Raw genomic sequence first — 19,116 nt, 5'->3', positions numbered from 1 at the left:
TCGGCTTCCCCTAACTAACCGAGCCGCGTTAGCGCCCAGCGAACGGTCTTGCGCACGTCCGGATCGGCGTCGCCGATATGCGTCATGAGAGCATCCCGCGACGATGGATCGGCGATTTCACCGAGCGCCGCCGCAGACTCCTTGCGGAGCGAGGCCATGTCGCTCGTCAACAGCTCGGAAATCTGCCGTACCGCCGATTGCGCCTTGAGCTTGCCAAGCGCATTCAGGCATTTTTGCCGAACCTGCCAGTATTCGTCGGAAAAGCCGACGGTCAGTCCGTCGACGGCCGAGGTTTGGCCGATTCGGCCGAGCGATTCGGCCGCCGCGGCCCGCACCTGCCAGTTCTCATCGTCGAGGGCAGCCGTCACGGCAGCCGCTGCGGCGGGCTGGCTCGTGAACGACAAGGCGTTGACCGCAACGGACCGAACGGTGGCATCGGCATCGCGCGTCGCGGCGATCAGGGAAGGCAAGGTCTCTTCCAGCTTGAGATAGGCAACGACGCCGAGCGCCTGCGCGCGCACATTGGCATCTTCATCCCGCATTGCTGCCAGAGCGGGGCCGAGTGCCCCACGCGAACGCAACGCTTTCAGCCCGCGAAAACCCGCAGCCCGGACGAAGGGGCGTCCATGACTGACGAGCGGTAGGATGGATTCAGCTGCCGCTGGATCCTTCAGTTCAGCAAGGCTATCGGCTGCCGCCTGGGCCACCGTCAAATCCTGATCCGCCGCCAGACGGGCAAGGCCAGCAGCCGCCTCAACGGCGTCGAACTCGGACAGTGCAATCGCCAGCTGCAAACGCACTGTCGCGTCGGGGTCGGCAACTGCGGTCAGGAGATCCGGCAGCACATCCGCGCTCGCGGTCTCGGCAAGGTCGATCACGGCAAGCCGTCGCACGGCCGCGTCCGCATCGTTCAGACGCTCGCCGATTTCCTCGATGTCGCCAAAATCTTCGAAGGGATCGAATGCAGTCATGTCAGCGCAACAGATAGGGGATGTTGACGGTCACAGCGCCGGTCGGACAATCCTTCTCGCACGGCATGCAGTACCAGCACTCGTCGAATTTCATATAGGCTTTGCCAGTGAGATCGCTGATGCGCAGGACATCCAGCGGGCAGACCTCGACGCAGACCGTGCAGCCCTTGTCGGCGATGCATTTCGCCTCGTCCACGACGACGGGAACGGTTGTGGGTGAAAGCGCAAGCGGCATGGCTTCCTCGTCAGGCTTGATTGGAAACGCGCAGATGGTCATAGGCCGTCCGCTCCTCGTTCTCGATCGGAACGATGTAGGGTTGGATTGGCCGCTTCTCAGAGACCAGGCGGCCGTCGACCTTGCGCAGAAGCGTATGGCAGAACCAGTTGTCGTCATCCTTTTTGGGATAATCGACGCGGTTGTGATAGAGCCCCCAGCGGCTTTCCGTTCGGAAGAGCGAGGCATGGGCCGCCATGTCGGCGCAGTCGAGAATGGACGACACTTCGAGCGAACGCATCAGTTCATGCGCGTCACGCGCGATAAGGGCGCTTTCGAGATCATCCCTGATCTCCGCGAGCCGCGCCTGGCCGATCCGCATCCTGGCCGTCACCTTGGGTGGCTGCAGGTAGTCGTTGACCAGCCGCCGGGTCTTGTATTCCAGCTGGTTGGGCGGGATGCCGTCCTCGCGCCGCGTCGGCGCAAGCACGCGTTCTCGCTCCAGCCTGACCAGATCGCTGTCGAAGGGCGGCAGATCACTTTCGAGTGCGACTTCGGCTGCGTGTTCGCCCGCAATCGCGCCATTGGTGAAGGCGCCTAGCATATAGTTGTGTGGCACGCTCGCCATGTCGCCCGCAGCGTAGAGGCCCGGCACCGTGGTCCGGGCGCATTCATCGACGAAAACGCCCGACGCGCTGTGACCCGAACAGAAGCCGATTTCGGAAATGTGCATTTCGATCATATTTTCGCGGTAGTCGGTGCCCCGCGTCTGGTGGAACCTGCCGCGTGACGGGCGCTCGACCTTGTGCAGGATCTCTTCGATCTCGCCGACCGTGTCGGCATGAAGGTGGTTGAGCTTCAGGAACACTGGCCCCTTGCCAGACTGTAGTTCGTTGTAGAATTCCTGCATCATCTGTCCCGACCAGTAGTCGCTTTCGATGAAGCGATTGCCTTCACTGTTGGCGGTATAGGCTCCGAACGGACCGGCCACGTAAGCGCAAGCCGGGCCGTTATAGTCCTTGATCAGCGGATTGATCTGATAGCATTCGAGATTCGCGAGCGCGGCACCCGCATGATAGGCCATGGCATAACCGTCACCGGAATTGGTCGGATTCTCATAGGTTCCGAAGAGATAGCCGGAATGCGGCAATCCGAGCCGCCCCGCCGCGCCCATGCACAGGATCACGGTCTTGGCGCGTAGCACGAGGAATTCAGCCGTGCGCGTGTTCACAGCAGTGGCGCCCGCGATCCTGCCGTCGTTGGCGGTCAACAGGCGCGTTGCCATGAAGCGGTTGGAGACCAATATCCTTTCGCGCTTGATCTGCCGGTAGAGCGCCTTCTTGACGGTATCGCCATTCGGCATAGGCAGCACATAGGTTCCGAGATGGTGGACCTTCTTCAGGTCGAAATCGCCATTGGCGTTCTTCTGGAAACGGATGCCGAAACGGTCAAGTTCCTGGATGATATCATAGCAGCGCGATGCATATTTGAAGACCGGCGCCTGATCGACAATGCCGTCATTGGCGATGGTGATCTCCTTGGTGTATTGCTCGGGCGTCGCATATCCCGGGACGACGGCGTTGTTCAGTCCGTCCATGCCCATGCAGATAGCGCCGGAACGCTTCACATTGGCCTTTTCGAGCAGGACGACATTCAGAGCGGGATTTTTCTGCTTCGCCTTGAGCGCCGCCATCGGTCCGGCTGTGCCGCCGCCGATCACCAGCACATCGCAGGTGACTTCCGACAGCCCTTCGACAAAATTATCCATTCTCGTTCCTCAAGCCGCAGAATCGGCGATTTCGCGCAAATAGCTCCAGGGATAGATGCCCCGGTCGTGCCCGTCGGAGAAAACCAGACGTATGGCATATGAACCGATCGCCTCTGCGCTCGTCACGGTGACGGTCTCGAACGAATGTTCGTTGCCCTCGATGTCCGCCCGCACCTGCTGTGCCGCCCGGCTGCGCGCCCGCAGCTTGGACGCGGGGATGAGCGAAACCACACCGTCCTCCCATGTAACGGAGAGAAGGCTGCGCGCGGCAGTGACCTTGAGTTCAAGAGGTATCACGGCGTCCCCCGAGGGTTCGCCGCATCTTAGGGAACAGCGGAACATGGACACGCAATAAATTGCCTGCGTCCAGCATGCTTATTGAAACCGCGATAAGTCCGGCTTGCCGCATTGCGTTTGAGGGGACTTCGAACCGACAGCCTCTTCGTGTATCACGACGGGAGGTGAGGTCTGGGGGTGGCGTTTGCAACTCCGTTCTTCGACGCGATGGCGATGACCCAATTGGCGGTGCCGCCTTTCAGGCCCAGTGCGATGTCGCCATTGGCCCCTTGAACGGTCAAGTCGGACACGCGTACCATCGCGCCATCTGAATTGAGTCTGCTTCATTCGTCCGGGCTAATGTCCGGAGTGGTCTGGATATTTTCCTTGCGTACGGATGCAACCAGCGGCGCGGCGAAGCGCGGCAAATCGTTTGTCCATGTGGCGGAAGCCTCCTGGGGCAAAGGCCTCAGCACCCTGCTGCGTATCGTGCGAATGACGCTGCGCCATCCCTGGCAAGTCGCCATCACCATCATCTCGACCTTCATTGCCGCCACGCTGCAGCTTTTCATTCCACGCTTGCTGGGACGGGCCATCGATCAGGCGCAGGGCGTCATGACTGCGGGTGCTGGTCCTGCGGCAGAGCACGCGCTGTGGAACACGGCGCTCACGCTGCTCGTCGTCAGCATCCTGCGCGGCCTCTTCACTATGGCGCAGAACTACTATGGCGAGGCCGTCGGCCACCGGACCGGCTATGAACTGCGGCTGGCTTTCTATGAGAAGATCCAGCGCCTGAGCTTCTCCTTCCATGACCGGGTCCATACCGGCGATCTCATCACGCTCGGCCTGCTCGATCTCGACGGCGTGCGCATGTTCTTCTCCACCGGCATCCTGCGCGTCGTGCTGCTCGGCGTGCTGATCGGCGTCGGCGCTTATCTGCTGATCAGCACCGATCTCGTGCTCGGGCTGCTCAGCCTGAGCTTTGTGCCGTTCGTCGCCTGGCGGTCCTCGGTCACGCAGCTGGCGCTGCGCAGCACCTGGCTGACGTTGCAAGAGCGGCTGTCGGTGCTGAGCCGGGTGATGGATGAGAACCTCGGTGGCATCCGTGTCGTGCGTGCTTTTGCGGCGCAGCGGCATGAGCTGGAAAAGTTCGACCGCGCCAAGCAGGATGCGCTGGACCTCGCCAACCAGCGCGTCGGCATCCGCGTCAGCAACACCAGCGCCATGAACTTCTCGTTCCTCGCCGCCATGGGCTTGGTGCTTTGGTTCGGCGGCCAGAAGGTGATTGCGGGCCAGATCAGCGTCGGCACGCTGGCCCAGTTCCTCACCTTCATGACCATCTTGCAGATGCCAGTGCGCCAGCTCGGCCTGATGGTCAATTCATTCGCCCGCGCTTCGACCTGCGGCACGCGTCTGTTCGAACTGCTGGACACCGAACTCGATATCGAGGACGCGCCCGACGCCAGGGATCTTGTCGTCACTGACGGTGTGCTGCGCTTCGACAATGTCGGCTTCCGCTACGCGGGAGCTGGTCGCCCGACGCTATCCGGGATCTCCTTCGAGGCAAGATCCGGCCAAACCATCGGCATTGTCGGTCCGCCCGGCAGCGGCAAGTCGACCATCGCGCACCTGATCCCGCGCTTCTACGATGTGACGTCAGGTGCCATCACCATCGATGGCCAGGACATCAGCAAGGTCACGCTGCAATCGCTGCGCAAGGCGGTCGGCGTGGTGCAGCAGGACGCATTCCTGTTCACCACCTCGATCGAGAACAACATCGCCTACGGCAATCCATGGGCGCGCGAGACCCGCATCGGGCAAGCCGCCGAGTATGCCCAATTGCACAACTACATCATCGGGCTTCCGGCGGGCTACACCACAGTCGTTGGCGAACGCGGCGCGTCACTTTCCGGCGGTCAGCGCCAGCGCCTGACCATCGCCCGCAGCCTGATGCTGCGGCCATCGGTGCTGGTCTTCGACGATTCCACCGCTGCCATCGACGCCGGCACCGAGCAGCGGATCCGGGCAGCGATGAAACGCTTCGCCAAGGACCGCGTGACGCTCATCATCTCGCACCGGCTGAGTTCACTGATGCATGCCGACCAGATCCTGTTCGTGGAGGGCGGCCGGATCGTCGAGCGCGGCACGCATGAGGAACTGCTGGCGCTCAGCGGACGCTACCGCGCCCTTTACGACCTGCAGCTACGGCCGGACGATGACCGACCCGTTGTAACGGGAGCCGCGTGATGTCGACACAGAGCGACGACGAGAAGGAAGACACCAGCGGGCGGCCGACAAAGGCGGTCGTCGGCTCGCACCGCGACGAGGAAGAAGTCTTCGGCAAGGCCTATGATCCGCGCATCGTGCGGCGCATCTGGAGCTTCGTGAAACCGTATCGGGGCCGGATTTTCATCTCGGTCGCCGCGGTCCTGGTGTTCACGCTGACGCAGCTGGCGATCCCGCTGGTCATCCGCTACGCCATCGACCACGGCATGGCGGCGGGCAGGCTCGACCGGTCGGTGATGATCTGGGCGACGGGCGCCTTCGCCACGATCATCCTCATCAACTACGGCGCCAGCTATGTGCAGGAGAGCGTCGTCGGCAAGGTGGCCGAAAACGTGCTCTCCGACCTGCGCCGCGCCATGTTCAGCCACCTGCAGCGGGTCTCGCTGAGTTTCATGGACAAGACCGAAGTCGGCCGGCTGATGTCGCGCCTGCAGGGCGACGTGAATTCAATGCAGGAATTCCTTGAAACGTCGGTGATGTCGGTGGGCGACATCGTGCTGTTGTTCGGCATCGTCAGCGTCCTGCTCTGGCTCGATTTCCGGCTCGGGCTGCTGACGCTGTCGACCATGCCGGTGCTGTTCATCGTGCGCCTGTTTTGGCTGCCGCGCGCCAAGGTCGCCTTCATGGCGGCGCATGAAACCAACTCGATCGCCAACGGTGCGCTGGCCGAAGGCATCCATGGCGTTCGCACGGTGCAGAGCCTGGAACGCCAGCATGTCAATTTCGATCTTTATGACGAGAAGGTGCTGGCCAATCTCAATGCCCATCTGAGGTCGGCCAGGTATGCGCAGGTGATGGTGCCGATCGTCGACACGCTGACCGGGTTCGCCATGGCGACAGTCATCGTCGTGGGCGGCTCGATGGTGCTGTCGCACAGCCTCGACGTCGGCGTCATGGTGGCGTTCCTGTTCTACATTCAGCGCTTCTTCGACCCGATCCGCTCGCTCACCATGCAGTACAGCGTGATGCAGCGCGCCATGGCTTCGGGCCAGCGCGTCTCAGAAGTGCTCGACGTGCCGGTGGACGTCAGCGATAAGGACAATGCTGTTAAGCTGTCGCGCGACATGGACGGCTCGGTCGAGTTCAGGAACGTCACCTTCGGCTACCGGCAGAACCTGCCTGTGCTGAAGAACGTCTCCTTCCGTGTCAATCCGGGCGAGACTGTAGCACTTGTCGGCCCAACCGGATCGGGCAAGTCCAGTTCCATGGCTCTGGTGCACCGCTTCTACGATGTCTGGTCCGGTCAGGTCCTGGTCGGCGGGCACGATGTGCGCGACCTGACACAGGATTCGCTCGGAGAGCAGGTGGCAATGGTGCTGCAGGAGCCGTTCCTGTTCTCAGGAACGGTGCTGGAGAACATCCGCTATCATAAAACCGCCAGCCGCGAGGAGGTGGTGCGCGCCGCACAGGCCGTCGGCGCGCACGACTTCATCGAGAACTTGCCCGATGGCTACGACACCGAACTCGAGCAGCGTGGCGGCAATCTCTCGCTCGGCCAGCGCCAGCTGATCAGTTTCGCGCGGGCGCTGGTGGCCGACGCCAAGATCCTTGTGCTCGACGAAGCCACGGCCAGCATCGATTCCTATACGGAGATGCTGATCCAGAAGGCGCTGATAAAACTGCTGGAAGGCCGGACAGGGCTGGTTATTGCCCATCGCTTGGCCACCATCCGCGGCGCCGACCGAATCATCGTGCTGCAGAACGGCGAGATCGTCGAAAGCGGCAACCACGAACAGCTGATGGCAAAAAAAGGCCTCTACGCCCGTCTCTACAACATGAACTACGCTTCGTTCGACGACATTTCCGAGGAAGAAATGGGGATGGAATCAGCGGTCGGCAAAGCGACGTGATCGAGACTGGCGGAACCGGACAGTTAGCCCTTGGCCCCGCCCTCTCCAGAGCGACCCATTTGCGAGACGTTCTGACATGGCCGCTGACCTGCTTGCCATCCTCGGCGCGCAGGTACAGGAAGGAGATTATCGCGACCGCCAAGGCTGGTGGCGCGGCTGAGCTTGTCCGCCGGCAGATGGCATAGGAGGGCCGCACAACGCCGAGCAAAGGGTGAAGGTGAAAAGCGGGCGGCTGACTGAATGTCCTTGTGCACGCCGCGTCGCAGACCCATGAAGGCCGGGTTTCCCCTCAGCTCTTCCCGGCCCTGTCGGCCCGAGGCTTCGAAAATGGCCAACTTGAAGAACAAAAATAGAATTTGGATTTCTAACGCCTTGTGACGGTGGGAATAGGCTGTTGCAATAATCGGTCGCAAAACTCTAACGTGTTCATGAGTTCACGAGATGGCGACCAACGAAATTCTGACCCTACAGCCCTACGATGATACCGAACAATTGGCATCTGACGCATTCAACGAGTTCGTGCGTAGATGGAAAAGCGACCTGCCCAATTCGGCCGTGATTGAGCACGTTGGCGCAACAGCGGTCCCCGGCTGTCTTACCAAGGGCGATCTCGATATCTGCATAAGGGTAGACCCGCAGGATTTTGAGGCGGCAGAGGAACGCCTTGTCCGGAGCCTCGAGCGCAACTCGGGATCGGTCAGGAGTGATGCGTTCTCGGCGTTCATGGATGACGAACAGCATCCCCCTCTTGGAGTGCAGCTTGTGGCAAAGGGTAGCGAGCTGGATTTCTTTGTCCGGTTTCGAGATCGCCTTCGCGAAAGTGCAAACCTTCTGTCATCTTACAATGACCTGAAACGTCGATTTGAAGGGCGGGATATGGAAGAGTACCGAAGCGCAAAGGCTGATTTCATCAGCCGGGCTGTTTCGCAGAAATCCTAAATCCACGTTCAGGTCGCAGGACTTAGGCGCTAAAGTCGTCGCAGGTTTTTGAGAGATTTGCGACAGCGCAGACCGGAATAATATGCCCGTGTTCGACATAACCGACGTAATCGATAACCTCTTTACAGGATGGGCGCGGCCAGATTCGCCTGGCGCGGCGGTGGCCGTGATCCGGGATGCCGAAATCGTCTTCCAGCGCGGCTACGGTATGGCCAATCTGGATCATGATGTGCCCATCACACCGTCCTCTGTCTTCCATTCCGCGTCCGTCTCCAAGCAGTTCACGGCCATGGCGGTCTATATGCTGGTGGAGGAAGGCAGGCTCTCGCTGGGCGACGATATCCGCCGCCATGTCCCCGAACTGCCGGATTTCGGCGTGCTCGTCACGCTCGACCATCTCATCCACCACACCAGCGGCCTGCGTGACCAGTGGGAACTTCTCCAACTGTCGGGCTGGCGCTACTCGAAGGACCTGATCACGGACAAGGACGTGCTGCGGGTGGTCTCGCGACAAAGGGCGCTCAACTTTCCGCCCGGCACGCGCTTCATGTATTGCAACACCGGCTACACGCTGCTGGCGCAGGCCGTCGCCATCAGAGACGGCCTACCCCTACGAAGTGGTTCTTCAAGATGGCATCATTGCCTCTACGGCGCTGAAGAAGCCGCTTCAGCCCATGACCGCCTTGGCGAAGGACCTATTCATCGAAGACCGCAGCCGCCGCCTGCGCTTCACGCGTGATGCCACAGGCGCGATCTCCGGCCTATTGCTCAACACCGACCGTCTACGAAATGTGTGGTCCGAGCGGTTATCGGGTGGGAGTTGATTTGATCGCCTGAGGCCCGCTTCCGTCCTTTTGCGACCTTGCCATGTCGCCGCGACAGATCGGCCGTCCGGAAGATGGGGCGATTTCCAAAGTTGGCTCAAGCAGATTGCCAGAGTTGATTTCAGCGGCCGGCCTATAGGCCACCACCAGCAACCTTGCGCGGCCGGCCTCCCTTGCGGCCGTTCTCCCGAGCCGCCGCCGCCTTGGCGCGCGAACGGGCTTGGCCGCCGGCCGTACCGAGCTGCGCGGCCATCCAGCGCTTGGAGCCAAACACACCTTGTAGCAGCGCCGGCACATACACATCGGCATCGAGCTTCGGCCAGTGCAGGCCAAGGCCGGCCGGGCTGATCTCGATTTCGGCAAGGTCGGCCGGCGAGGCATCAGCCAAACCTTCCGCTAGGCGCGGCGGGAAACCGATCTGCACGCCGGTATTCAGGTTGACGACGATGCGGGCCGAGCGGCGATCGTAGCGCGCGGACACGGCAAAGCCGTTCTCCCGCAGCGCGGCCATCCGCTTTTCGGCTTGGTGAAACTCTTGCTCAGTAACGGCCATGAATTGTTCTCCATTCCGCGATCCGGCTTAGCGCGGGGCTGGTTGAATCCGAAGCTCTCCCGCAGCGCCGGCGGTCCATCGGGGCAATGCAGGATGAACACCGCTTCGCCGGCCGCTCCCTTGACGTGAACGTGCGCGGGTCGATGATCGTTCGGGTAGATGACCACGCGCAGGCCATCGAGGCGTAAAACGGTCGGCACGGATGATCTATACCAAAACCCAAGCGCTTAGGAAAGTCGGTTTCCGCCTAGGTCGAAATTGTCGCAAATGTCTGTCGCGAAAGTTTGAGTTTTGCCAGCGATTTTTGCGACAGAAATTTCCCTTAAGAATCAGTGACGGTTCGGGATTCGCGAAACTTAGGAGTTTTGCGACGGCTGCCTCCTTTTGTGGATGATCGACTTTACATCCGAGTGTCCGGCCCCACCATAGGCCGCCAGAACGGCCCCTGCGAAATAGATCATCAGACCCGTCATCGTGGCCGGTGCGTAAGCCACACGACTTTCAACGAGCTGAAACAGGAAAACGAACAGTGGACCAAGCGCCGTGATCGCGGCCAGCGACAAGGTGGACATTAGCGATATGGCCTTTTGCATCGCAAAGACAGGAAACGCCATGATCGCGAAGCCGATCACGATAACAGCAAGCAGCCCGCTGGGATCGACCGGACCTTTCCCATCAAGGCCGAGCCACGCGGCCGGGAGTGCCATCATTACGTAAAGCGGAAACCGTAGCCCATATTGCGCAGCCGGTGCGATGCCGAGGCGGTCGAGCCTCTGGCTGTAGATCATCATCGCCGTGAGACTGACGGCAGACACACAGGTCAGCAGCAGTCCGGCCATCGCGGCAGTCCAGCCGCCTCGCACGAAGCCTGATTGTCCAAGCAGCGTGATCGCCGCCAGATAACCGACGCCGATCACTACAGCGATCAGGCCGACGCCTTCGACCCGGTTGCGCAGCGGTGACGCTTCCGGAACCCCGCAAGCCGAGGCAACAAGGACACCAATAGGTATCAGCCCTGAAAACACGGTGAAGACCACAGCCGGTTCGATCATTTGAAGCGCGAAGAAGTATGCGATCCAGACAAGGGCCGTCGAGAGGTTCAAACCGAACACACTGGCTCCGTTGGCCCATGCAGTTTTCAGTTGATCCGGGGTCCGCATCTTTGCCCAGGTCAGCGTTCCGGCGGCCGTGAATCCAAAGACTGCCCCGCCGATCAGGAACGAGTCATAGTCCTGAAACACGCCGCCAAAAAACACGGCTTGGGCTGCTTCCAAGATCACAAAGGAAAAGGCCCAGACCAGCCCCAGCGCTGCACTGTTCATCGTCTCACCACACCGATTTTCTACTTTAATACGGCGAAAATGGCGGATAAGGTGGCCAAAATTTACAAAAAAATGGTGCTTTGGACCACGGAAAACGCTGCATATGGATGAACTGGACCTCCGGATCGTGGCCGCGCTTCAGGCAGACGGTGCGCTCACCAAGGCGGAGCTGGCAGAGGCGGTTGGCTCGACGCCTTCAACCTGCCTGCGTCGGGTCGCGGAGCTGCGGCGAACGGGCGTCCTGAAAGCCTGCGTCTATCTCGCGGACCCGGCCAAGCTCGGGCGCAGCATTCGGGCTGTCATCACTGTCACCACGCGCAACCACACCAAGGATATGCGGTCGTCCTTCGCGTCGCGCATTTCAGAGGAACCCGCGATTACCCAAGCGTTCGGTGTCACTGGCGATCTGGACGCGGTGCTAATCGGGCATTTCGGCGACATGGAAGAATATCAGGCGCTCTGCGACCGCCTCTTCGACAGTGATCCGGACGTGGTCCGCTACACGACGCTGTTCGCCGTCGAGACCTATAAGGAGACGACGAAGATTGCGCCTCAAGAGGCTGCCCCCAAATGATGGTCGGCGAGCCGCTGTCGCGAAAATCCCGACTTCTGCATCAGATGATACGCTGACTTTTGCGACGTATCAAAACTTAGGAGATATGCGAATCTCGGCCGGGCTCTGCTGCGGAAAGAGCATACCGCCGAAGGATGACCTCTCCTACCACTGGTTGGAGCATTGGATTGTCGTAGAGGCCTGCCATTGCGACAACGAGCATGTTCAGGCTGGGAACGACGTACATCCGCTGCCCGCCCCAGCCTACGGCCGAAGCCCATTTTATCTCCTGGCGATTGATCAATGATCGACCGATCCACCATTGGAACCCGTAGAAAAACAGGCCGTCTCCGTGAATCTGTGGGGAGATGGCTTGTTCTATCCACGATGCAGAGACAATGCGTCGTCCGCTCCAAATCCCTTGGTTCAAAACAAGCTGACCAATCTTCGCCAGATCGCGGGGCCTCATTCTCAGACCAGAAGCGGGATTTGGCGTTCCGTTGGCGTAACGAACCCATTCGACGTCATCAATGCCGAGCGGCATGAAAAGTTCATCGTGCGCAAGCTGATCAATCGGACGACCAGAGACCTTCTTCAAAACGGCTCCTAGAAGCGCGGTCAGGCCGCCATTGTAAGCATAGCTGACGCCGGCAGGGCGAGCGACGGGCTGCTCCAACACATAGCGATATTGATCCGGAGCATTGATCATCTGCCGTTCGCTATTGGCGGGATTGCTGTAGGGCAGATATTCGTTCCAAGCCAAACCGGCGGACATCGTCAGCAGATGGCGCAGCGTGATGCTGTCCTTTTCAGGTGATCTGAGATCGCCATATTCGGGGAGGAAAGGCAGAGTTGGCGCATCAATGTCGCTGATCCACCCGCGATCGACCGCGATACCAACAAGTAGAGAGACGATCCCTTTAGAAATCGATCGCAGATCGTGTTTCAGGCTCGCATCATACGTCACCCGCCCAAGTGGTGTGGCCCACGCCTTATCCTCGCCGGCGAAGTATCGTTCATACACCAGCTTCCCGTGTCGAGCGATGAGAACGGCATGGACGTTCGCGTCGTCCCAATTGTCAAAATGAGGACCGATCCCTCGTAGTAAGTCTGCGTCAAAACCCTCACTTTCGGGGTCAGCAATCTGCCATCCGTCATCTCCTTCGGTTGGTGGGTCAAGATCGACGCTCGAATCCGACATGCGAACCTCATTTATGCTTAGTGTGCCAGAACGGTAACCGAATGTTCGATTTTACAGTCTCAGATAAAGTGAGCCGAAAATCGCGATGATCTCGCGCCCGCGCCTGGATAATCTCAAGCTGCTACACGTAGCCGCCCCCAGGATCGTCGCTCAAACGGAAGCCACTCCCCATCACGATTTCTTCGCAGTGAAAATAATAAATCATACAGCGTCCACCCTGCAGAAGCCGCTATGCGGGTAGAGTCCATATGTTGGGCGGAGATGCGGACGTGAGCTGGGAACTGTTCGTTAGCGACTGGTGGTGCAAGCGCGGCAGCGAAATATACTCGCGTTCGCACCAGATTTGACGGCATTCTCGGCCGCTGCCAATACCTTGAAAGGAGTGAGCACTTATGGAGAGCAGTAACCGAAGGCTCATGAAGGCGAGCGAAATTCCGGCGTTCGTTGAAGAGGTGATAAAGGCAGGCTGTGATATCTGCGCCGTCGGCCATGATCGTTACGTGCTCGGCGATGCCGACCTGTCCGTGAGTGAGCTGGAAGCGGCGTTGCCGGAACTACAGCGAATAGAGGAAACCTACGGCGATCGCGATTTCCTCAGACTGGAGATCGTGGCTCACCTCCGCGCCCTCGGGCGTTATCTGGAGCCCGGTTCGTCAGCGACACATTGGTCCGAGAATACGAGACCAAACTGAATTTGGGACCGCGACGCCCAGGTGCTGCTCGCCTGGGCCGACAAGCCGTATCTGTTCTGAGCGACCGCCATGGACCTCAGCCTGCCAAAACCCTCTGACGGCGCCCCCCAAGCTCCACCGCGCCGAGGCTCTCGATGCGCTTGATTCGGTGCTGCCGTTCGACCGCCGCGACCGGCTGGCGGAGCTTTTGACCGACGAGACGTCGAGACTGTGGATGCTTAACATGATTTGTTGGTGGTTCTCTTCGTTTATAGGGCGCATTGCTATCGTAGGGGGCGTGCTGGCTGGCATCGGCTGGAGTGCACACGCGTCGGATGACGTTGAGCCCCAATGGCGAGAAGATCGGATCAAGCTAAGGATCGTGGCGCCGGCCGCGTGCGCGCAATTTGCACTCGATGGACTGGTGCGACGCGCCGTGTTGCGCATCACTATACGTTCTCGCCCGGGATTCGCATGTGGCTGTTCTCGAATGCAGTACGTCGTTCGGGCAAAGCCGTCGACCGGTGTCGCATCCGATGCCGGAGACGCGGCCACACCGCCCGGGTGGAGCACATCGCGGCGAGGCCAGACCGTTGCCCAAGGCTCCTTCATGGCGCTCAGGGATGTAGATCATCTTGACATTGCATTGCCGCGTAAACCATCTTTCAAAAACCCATGGCTTGAAGTCTCGATCGGCTGCTTCTCAGTCTCGCCGGACTTTTAAAGTACGATAGTGCCAGCCCTACTAGAAGCATTCTCCGCCAGCGCACAGCCCAGAAGGGGCAGAGTTTCGAGGGAACTTGCTGATGCGCAAGATCGCCGTATTGTCCACCTTCTCCGGCGATGAGTTCCTCGCCGCCGCCCTCTGTGAGAACTCAGGGTCCAGTCTATGGGTCGGTTTCGCGAAACAGGCTGCGCAGCTTGTTCGGGAAGTACTTTGACGAGGACACGTTGGCTGGCTCATCTTGAGATTGTATGGCCGACTGCTGCCCCAATTGCTGTGCCAACAGCAATCCCAACGGCGATATTGCCAAACACAAGCTCGCCCACCGCCGCACCGATTCCAATTCCTATCGCCATTCCAGTAGCCATATTGAGAGCCTTTCGGTTAACCCGTCAAAGGTAAGACAACCCAAGGATGATGTTGATGCGCTGCGCCAAAGGCGAGCCTGAACCGGCAATGACCGATCCTATTCTAGTCACCCACAAGGAACACGGCTTGATGCTCGCAACATGGCAGGAGCATCTGCCAATTCTCCTCTGCATACGGGTGGTCATTTCCTCAGGCTGCGGATTTCCGACTCGATCTGCCGAGCTGCCCGGCGGTTCAGAACGACGACGAAAACGGCCAAGGCAAAGGTCAGACCTCCTGCGACAAGCACAAAGATCGGACGCTCGGGATTTGCCATCCAGTATCCGAGATAGCTCAAGACAAACCCGGGCACCATCGGCCCGACATACCAGAGCCAGGCGGAGCGAAGAAGGTCGCGCTCGTGCTCCAGCCGCCGCTTCAGATGGTCCATCCCGCTTGCCGCCATATCGGTGCCGACGCGCGTGCTCTTCCTGAAGATATACAGCCCGACGAAGACCATGCCGAGCGCCAGCGTCGCAAATCCTGCCCCCATGACCCAATGAGCCACGGCACGGGCGGCAAGCAAGGCAATCACGCTCATGACCAGCAGAAATGCTGCGGCTATACCTCCGGCGACATATTCCAAGGTGTTGCGACGCTTTATGGTCCGGCTCAGGGCGGCATGTCGCTTCTTGATCTCGTCGAGACTGATGGCTGCGGTTGTCACAGGCTGTTCCTTCCATGAATGTTGGGATCGGTCGCTCATCGCGTTGCCTCCAGATTGAGCTGGCCGGCCAGAAGGCGTTTGATGCGGCTGATGCGGGTCGCCACGGCGCCCGCTGAGAGACCGGAAACCTCGGCGATGGTGACGGCACTCTCGTCTTCCAGGTAGAGGATCATCACCTGCCGGTCGACCGGCTGCAGGCGGTGGAGCATCGCGTGGATCTGGGCAAGGGCCAGCCTGTCGGAGACCTCCATCTCCGGAGAGGGACGCGGGTCCGCAGCAATCTCTGCCTCGGACTGATTGAAACCGATCATGCCTTTCCGGCGTCGGGCTCGCCCGACATGATCGGCGGCCACGTTGTGTGCCACGCGATAGACCCAGGTGCGCAGCGAGCAGCGTCCGTCGAAAGACCTCAGACTGCGCCAGACCTGAAGATGGATGTCTTGCACGAGGTCCTGCCGCTCGGCGGGATCGGATTCATATCCTGCCGCCAGCCGCGCCAGCGCGCCGTCCAGCATCTCCACCGCGAGCGTGTAGCGTTGATCGACGTCTTCCGGCACAACGGGCTCGGCCTCGCCTGTCTTGTCTTGGCGCACCATTGTCATCTTCAGATAGTCGTGCCGAGGCGGAATTTCTTACACGGCGCCCGAAGCAGCCGTTGGGGCCGTCGCGCTGGTGTTGTCACTAATCGCATGCATGATGGCACTCGTGCTGCACCCTGATTTGCAGTGGCTGCTGCTGGTCCAGCTTCTGGTGCTCTATTTCAGCTGGGGTATCGCCAATCATGTCGCCGCGCGACGCCACTGAGAGGTTCGTGATCTGTCGCGGCGCGTCGCTCCTGCAATCATGACACGCGCCGGGAGGGGTCTCATTGTGAACGAGCACAGCCGCCTATGATTGCAAGCACCTACATCTATATTTGATTTTCAACTTGGCCATTTTCGCGGCTTCGGGCCGACAGGGCCAAAGTGCACGCGCGGAGGAAACTAGCCTGCAATAGCCATCCTAAATCGCCGGAGTACCGATCTGGGCGGATGCCTGCCGCACGATCCTCGCGACGAATTCAGCTTTCCCGCCGGTGTAGAATTTCCAGTCGCCAGTGGCCTCCGCCGCAAGCCTGCGCTTCAGCGCTGCGTATTCGGCGGCGTCGGCCGGATGTGTGCGGAGCCAATCGCGAAGCAGAATTCGTTTCACATGCGTGGCGTTGTTCGGACCGCACAGATAAAGCCGCGTGCCGTAGGAGCCGTGATCTTGGGTGAAGGTCCACATGCCGTCATCATAGGGTCGCCGTGGAAGGTGTAGTCGTGAACGGACTTCACGCGCACGATCGCGTCGGCAACCAGCGCATCGCGATGGAGCACTGCGTGGATGTAAATCTTGAGAGTTGCGCAAAGGCCGACAATCGAGGTGCTACCGACGTGGTGGATGTTCGCCACCATGTCGCCGATCAGTTCCAATATCCGGCGCTTTTGCTCTTCGAATAGCCCTGGCCATGCTGGGTTGTAGTCGACGACCTTAATCGCGTTCATTTGAGCATTGCGCCCGCTCGGTTTTTCGGCAGTCAGCATGACTGATTCGCAGTGCTGCCGAAACGAAATCCAAAATTGGCTTTTCATCCCATACCTGGACTTCGATGAAGCGATCAAAGCGCCTCACGGTGTCTGTCTTCCAACGATTGCCAGGCCGATGGGGTGTAGCTCTCCAGAAAGGTGATCGTCTTGCGCATGATAGCAAGGCGCTGTTCGCGCCCCTGCTTCCATAGGGAAATCTCGCACGACCAGCGAATAGATAATGTCCTGCTCGGGAAATCGCCTCTGTATCTCGGTCACTATGGCGTAGCTGCCGATCCCGGCGTCCAAAACGGCAATGGGCTTGTGCACGGGCAATTCCATCGATGTACAAGGTGCCCGAGTGGGCTTCTTGCGTCGACATTGTTAACCCTCGCGTACGTCGCCTTGGGTCCGAGAGCGGTAGTACCTCCCAACGCATCCGCGATTGCCTGCAATTGCGATTGCGTAAAAGTCTTCACTGTCCATCCTCCTCCGTCGGTCGTCGTGGCGACGCGCCTACGAGCGCGCGAACGCCAGTAAGGGTTCGATCTCGTGGTTGTCAGCCGCCCGCAGCGCCGCGACATAGCGGGCACGGGTCTCGCCAGCGTCGACCAGGTTTGCCCAGCCCCAGCTAAACGGTGGTCGTCCAAGCTGGCGAGCAAGCAGGTCGCCGACCAGGCGGGAAAACCGTCCGTTTCCGTTTGGGAAGGGATGGATGGCAACCAAACGGTGGCTGAATCGGACGGCGATCTCGTCGGATGGGTAGGCACCGTGCTCGACCCAATAGCGCACATCGTCGACCGTCTGCCTGACATCCACTGCGATGCGGTAAGCATCAACGCCGATGTTCCGGGCCGTCATGCGGTACTGCCCCGCCCAACGCCACACCTCGCCAAACATGCGCCGGTGCAGCTCGTTCAGGAACTCATGGTCGAGGACATCGCGCCTTCGCGACATCGCCCAGCGCAAGCCTTCGCCGATGTTGACCTGTTCGGCCTCATTCAGCTCATGCCGCAGTGTGATGTAGGACGGGATGAGCTGCTCCCGCTCCTCGGCGGTTAGCGGCGTATTCGCTTCGTCATCATCCTGGAACAGAGGATCGTCTTCCATGGGGATCAGTCATCCTCCCACAGTCGTCGTGGCGAGTCGGCAAGAATGGCATCGATGAGACGGCGACGTTCGTCCTCCAGATCCGACTTGATCAAAGCCTGGTTTTCCAGCCGCATGGTATGATCCAGGCGAGTCATGTCCTGTCCCGCCTTTTCTGCCGCTCGCTCGCGAAGCATGTCGTCTAGCGGCTTGATCGGAACGAAGGCATAGACAAACGTGCAGTTCATTGCCGCCGCGGCTTCCCGAAGGGTCTTAATCGTCGTCGCGCCCGAAACCTCCGCCTTCTCGATGGCCGGAATGCGAGAGGGGGCTGCGCCCATGCGAGTGGCGAGCTGCCGGGTGCTCATCCCCAGAGCTTCACGGATGGCTTTCATCCAACCGCGAGGCGGCGCAATGAGCTTTAGTTCCCGCAGCGGTGCGAGACGCCGTTCCAGTTGTTTGCGCGCGAGCGAAGCCTGTTTTATGTTCATAGATATATGTCCATCTTCGGTTCACGTTAGCATAAAAAGATGAGCAGAGAAACGCCAAAAGAACATGTATATATGATCAAAAGGCGTGATAATTGGACATAAAGGAATGAGCAATATCGGTTGGACGAACGAAGCAGCCAAGCTTCAGCGAGAGAGCTGCTCACGAATTGCGAGAATGGGGTAGCGCAGATTCTCAATTCAGCTGCAATCGAGACACACGGCCTTGCCGCTCGCGCTGCGGTAGAGAGTGGCGAGGCCCTTCACAGGGAACGTGCCGATTGTCTTGCCGTCTATCGCATCGATCGCCGTCACGGTCGGTGCGGCGTGGTCGGAAACGTACAGAGGCCATGCCTCTTTCTCGTCGGCCGAGGCTTCGCTGATTCCCGCGAGCTTCGCTGCCGGGTTGGTCCATAGTGGTTGCATTTGCTGCTCTCCTTGGATAAGCAGCTCCAGTCTGTTACGTAATAACATGACAGACTGGAAGAGGCATAAATATATTGGGCTCGGAAAGGCACCGCTTGATGCGAGCCAGGGGATTGGTTAGGAACGGGTGTCGGTTTCCGTAAGGAAATAACAGGGAATTCGCCGCGGCTTGCCGCGAAACGAAACTGCCCCCGCAACTGTAGGCGGTAAGTCCATCTCGATCATGCCACTGGGATTAGCCCCCGGGAAGGCCGAGAGGGACGATGACCCGTCAGTCAGGAGACCTACCGACACCCGTAACTTAACGCGCCGGGCGGGGTGTCCGGGGAGGTTGTCGAT

Annotated in this window: 20 protein-coding genes, 1 pseudogene and 1 riboswitch; of the genes and pseudogenes, 7 read left to right on the top strand and 14 right to left on the bottom strand. The window is 59.8% G+C overall.

Features of this window, described 5'->3' with window-relative positions; all coding sequences use genetic code 11:
• Positions 1 to 14: 14 nt before the first annotated feature.
• The 4 genes from EN786_RS32145 to EN786_RS32130 are packed head-to-tail and all read right to left on the bottom strand — an operon-like array spanning position 15 to position 3,250.
• Positions 15 to 971 carry a HEAT repeat domain-containing protein gene (locus tag EN786_RS32145; RefSeq protein WP_135909524.1) on the bottom strand — a complete coding sequence of 319 codons (957 nt, stop codon included), beginning with the start codon at positions 969 to 971 and terminating at the stop codon, positions 15 to 17.
• Position 972: 1 nt separating this feature from the next.
• The gene (locus EN786_RS32140; protein ID WP_135909587.1) at positions 973 to 1,206 is read right to left on the bottom strand and encodes a ferredoxin family protein; all 234 of its coding nucleotides are present in this window, start codon (positions 1,204 to 1,206) and stop codon (positions 973 to 975) included.
• Positions 1,207 to 1,216: 10 nt separating this feature from the next.
• Complete coding sequence (locus EN786_RS32135) at positions 1,217 to 2,953, bottom strand: fumarate reductase/succinate dehydrogenase flavoprotein subunit (RefSeq protein WP_135909522.1); 1,737 nt, start codon at positions 2,951 to 2,953, stop codon at positions 1,217 to 1,219.
• Positions 2,954 to 2,962: 9 nt separating this feature from the next.
• Positions 2,963 to 3,250, bottom strand: a complete 288-nt coding sequence (locus tag EN786_RS32130) for a gamma-butyrobetaine hydroxylase-like domain-containing protein (protein WP_246688796.1) — start codon at positions 3,248 to 3,250, stop codon at positions 2,963 to 2,965.
• A 366-nt stretch (positions 3,251 to 3,616) separates the two neighbouring features.
• On the opposite strand from EN786_RS32130, the gene EN786_RS32125 reads away from it, so the two are divergent.
• From EN786_RS32125 to EN786_RS32110, 4 genes are all read left to right on the top strand, one after another.
• A complete protein-coding gene (locus EN786_RS32125; RefSeq protein WP_135909520.1) occupies positions 3,617 to 5,476 on the top strand; it encodes an ABC transporter ATP-binding protein in 1,860 nt (619 codons plus the stop codon).
• Positions 5,476 to 7,365, top strand: coding sequence for an ABC transporter ATP-binding protein (locus EN786_RS32120; RefSeq protein ID WP_135909518.1), 1,890 nt, complete (start codon positions 5,476 to 5,478; stop codon positions 7,363 to 7,365). Before EN786_RS32125 ends, EN786_RS32120 begins: the two co-directional genes overlap by 1 nt.
• A 441-nt stretch (positions 7,366 to 7,806) precedes the next feature.
• Positions 7,807 to 8,304 carry a GrpB family protein gene (locus EN786_RS32115; RefSeq protein WP_135909516.1) on the top strand — a complete coding sequence of 166 codons (498 nt, stop codon included), beginning with the start codon at positions 7,807 to 7,809 and terminating at the stop codon, positions 8,302 to 8,304.
• Positions 8,305 to 8,392: 88 nt separating this feature from the next.
• The gene (locus EN786_RS32110; protein WP_135909514.1) at positions 8,393 to 9,043 is read left to right on the top strand and encodes a serine hydrolase domain-containing protein; all 651 of its coding nucleotides are present in this window, start codon (positions 8,393 to 8,395) and stop codon (positions 9,041 to 9,043) included.
• 218 nt (positions 9,044 to 9,261) lie between these two features.
• Here the strand turns inward: EN786_RS32110 and EN786_RS32105 are convergent, their stop codons facing one another.
• The 3 genes from EN786_RS32105 to EN786_RS32095 form a co-directional block, all read right to left on the bottom strand.
• Entirely contained in the window at positions 9,262 to 9,639 is a 378-nt protein-coding gene (locus tag EN786_RS32105) for a DUF2442 domain-containing protein (protein WP_246688795.1), read from the bottom strand.
• Positions 9,561 to 9,848: a DUF4160 domain-containing protein gene (locus EN786_RS38920; RefSeq protein WP_246688799.1), complete on the bottom strand. Its 288-nt coding sequence runs from the start codon at positions 9,846 to 9,848 to the stop codon at positions 9,561 to 9,563. Before EN786_RS38920 ends, EN786_RS32105 begins: the two co-directional genes overlap by 79 nt.
• 189 nt (positions 9,849 to 10,037) lie before the next feature.
• On the bottom strand, positions 10,038 to 11,003 hold the full coding sequence (locus EN786_RS32095) for a hypothetical protein (RefSeq protein WP_135909510.1): 966 nt from the start codon (positions 11,001 to 11,003) through the stop codon (positions 10,038 to 10,040).
• Positions 11,004 to 11,106: 103 nt separating this feature from the next.
• Between EN786_RS32095 and EN786_RS32090 the strand changes: the two genes are divergently transcribed.
• A complete protein-coding gene (locus EN786_RS32090) occupies positions 11,107 to 11,577 on the top strand; it encodes an Lrp/AsnC family transcriptional regulator (protein ID WP_135909508.1) in 471 nt (156 codons plus the stop codon).
• Positions 11,578 to 11,653: 76 nt separating this feature from the next.
• On the opposite strand, the gene EN786_RS32085 is transcribed toward EN786_RS32090, so the two are convergent.
• Positions 11,654 to 12,757 (bottom strand): serine hydrolase, encoded by a 1,104-nt coding sequence (locus EN786_RS32085; protein WP_135909506.1) that lies wholly within the window; start codon positions 12,755 to 12,757, stop codon positions 11,654 to 11,656.
• 416 nt (positions 12,758 to 13,173) lie between these two features.
• On the opposite strand from EN786_RS32085, the gene EN786_RS32080 reads away from it, so the two are divergent.
• Together EN786_RS32080 and EN786_RS39360 are read left to right on the top strand one after the other, a co-directional pair.
• The gene (locus tag EN786_RS32080) at positions 13,174 to 13,449 is read left to right on the top strand and encodes a hypothetical protein (protein WP_135909504.1); all 276 of its coding nucleotides are present in this window, start codon (positions 13,174 to 13,176) and stop codon (positions 13,447 to 13,449) included.
• A gap of 785 nt (positions 13,450 to 14,234) precedes the next feature.
• A complete protein-coding gene (locus EN786_RS39360) occupies positions 14,235 to 14,369 on the top strand; it encodes a hypothetical protein (RefSeq protein WP_281405023.1) in 135 nt (44 codons plus the stop codon).
• 333 nt (positions 14,370 to 14,702) lie between these two features.
• On the opposite strand, the gene EN786_RS32075 is transcribed toward EN786_RS39360, so the two are convergent.
• The 6 genes and pseudogenes from EN786_RS32075 to EN786_RS32045 all read right to left on the bottom strand — a co-directional run bounded on the left by EN786_RS32075 (position 14,703) and on the right by EN786_RS32045 (position 18,777).
• The gene (locus EN786_RS32075) at positions 14,703 to 15,266 is read right to left on the bottom strand and encodes a hypothetical protein (protein WP_135909502.1); all 564 of its coding nucleotides are present in this window, start codon (positions 15,264 to 15,266) and stop codon (positions 14,703 to 14,705) included.
• Entirely contained in the window at positions 15,263 to 15,784 is a 522-nt protein-coding gene (locus EN786_RS32070) for an RNA polymerase sigma factor (RefSeq protein ID WP_246688794.1), read from the bottom strand. The genes EN786_RS32075 and EN786_RS32070 overlap by 4 nt, the downstream gene beginning before the upstream one ends.
• Before the next feature lie 445 nt (positions 15,785 to 16,229).
• Positions 16,230 to 16,753: pseudogene (locus EN786_RS32065) on the bottom strand (GrpB family protein).
• A 537-nt stretch (positions 16,754 to 17,290) separates the two neighbouring features.
• The gene (locus EN786_RS32055) at positions 17,291 to 17,884 is read right to left on the bottom strand and encodes a mobile mystery protein B (protein ID WP_135909498.1); all 594 of its coding nucleotides are present in this window, start codon (positions 17,882 to 17,884) and stop codon (positions 17,291 to 17,293) included.
• Positions 17,885 to 17,889: 5 nt separating this feature from the next.
• The gene (locus EN786_RS32050) at positions 17,890 to 18,354 is read right to left on the bottom strand and encodes a mobile mystery protein A (protein ID WP_135909496.1); all 465 of its coding nucleotides are present in this window, start codon (positions 18,352 to 18,354) and stop codon (positions 17,890 to 17,892) included.
• Positions 18,355 to 18,552: 198 nt separating this feature from the next.
• Positions 18,553 to 18,777, bottom strand: a complete 225-nt coding sequence (locus tag EN786_RS32045; RefSeq protein ID WP_135909494.1) for a hypothetical protein — start codon at positions 18,775 to 18,777, stop codon at positions 18,553 to 18,555.
• 114 nt (positions 18,778 to 18,891) lie between these two features.
• Positions 18,892 to 19,084: riboswitch (cobalamin riboswitch) on the top strand.
• Positions 19,085 to 19,116: the final 32 nt, after the last annotated feature.

It is taken from the genome of Mesorhizobium sp. M4B.F.Ca.ET.143.01.1.1 (assembly GCF_004792275.1).
Taxonomy (GTDB): Bacteria; Pseudomonadota; Alphaproteobacteria; order Rhizobiales; family Rhizobiaceae; genus Mesorhizobium; species Mesorhizobium abyssinicae.
The sequence above is the reverse complement of the archived record's forward strand: the minus strand, read 5'-3'. Positions and strand labels throughout refer to the sequence as shown.